Annotated in this window: 1 protein-coding gene; it reads right to left on the minus strand. The window is 73.0% G+C overall.

The genetic code is table 11. The features are described from left to right. The coding region (locus HMPREF2924_RS20330; RefSeq protein WP_168172966.1) for a hemagglutinin repeat-containing protein at positions 1-726 on the minus strand (726 nt) is incomplete at both ends.

Consider the following 726-nt stretch of genomic DNA (forward strand, 5'->3'; position numbering starts at 1 on the left):
CGCCGCCGCCAGGGTCACGTCGCGCCCGGCGGAGAGGGCGATGTCGCGGCGCGCTTCGAGGGCGCTGGCCACTGCGCTGAGGTCGCGCCCGGCGCTGACGTTCAGGTCCCGCCCGGCACTGACTTCGGCGCCGAGCTGGGTCACGCTCTGTAGCCGCGACGTGTTCCAGCGGGTCTGGCCCTGGCGGTCCTCGACGGCGGCGACTGTGACGTCGCGTCCGGCGTCGAGGCTGAGGTCGCCGCGGCTCTGCAGCACCCCGCCGAGGTTGGCGATGTCGCGTCCGGCCTGGACGTTCAGGCTGTTCGCCGCCTCCACCCGCGCGGCGCTGTCGGCGAAGCTGCGCTCCCAGGTGCGGCCGTCGAGCGCGCTGTCGTAGCGGGTCACGCTGCGTTCGTTGATCACGTCGCCGGTCAGCGCGGTGAGGCTCACGTCGCGCCCGGCGATGACCCCGCCCTGGCGGTTGCGGATCGAGTCGCCGGCGAGCAGGTCGAGGCGCTTGCCGGCCTCGATCAGGCCGCTGTTGTCGAGGTTGTCGGCTGTCGCCGAGAGGTCGTTCCGCGCGCGCAGGGTGCCGACGTTATGCAGGTCGCCGCCGCTCACCAGCTTCACGTCGCGGCCCTGGATCAGCGCACCGCTGGGCGCCAGCCGACCCTCCGCCTGGGCCAGGTAGACCACCGGCGCGAGGACCTTCTCGCCGTTCACCTCGACCTCTTCCAGCCACACGAT

This window comes from Pseudomonas sp. HMSC063H08 (assembly GCF_001813645.1).
GTDB classification, from domain to species: Bacteria; Pseudomonadota; Gammaproteobacteria; order Pseudomonadales; family Pseudomonadaceae; genus Pseudomonas; species Pseudomonas aeruginosa.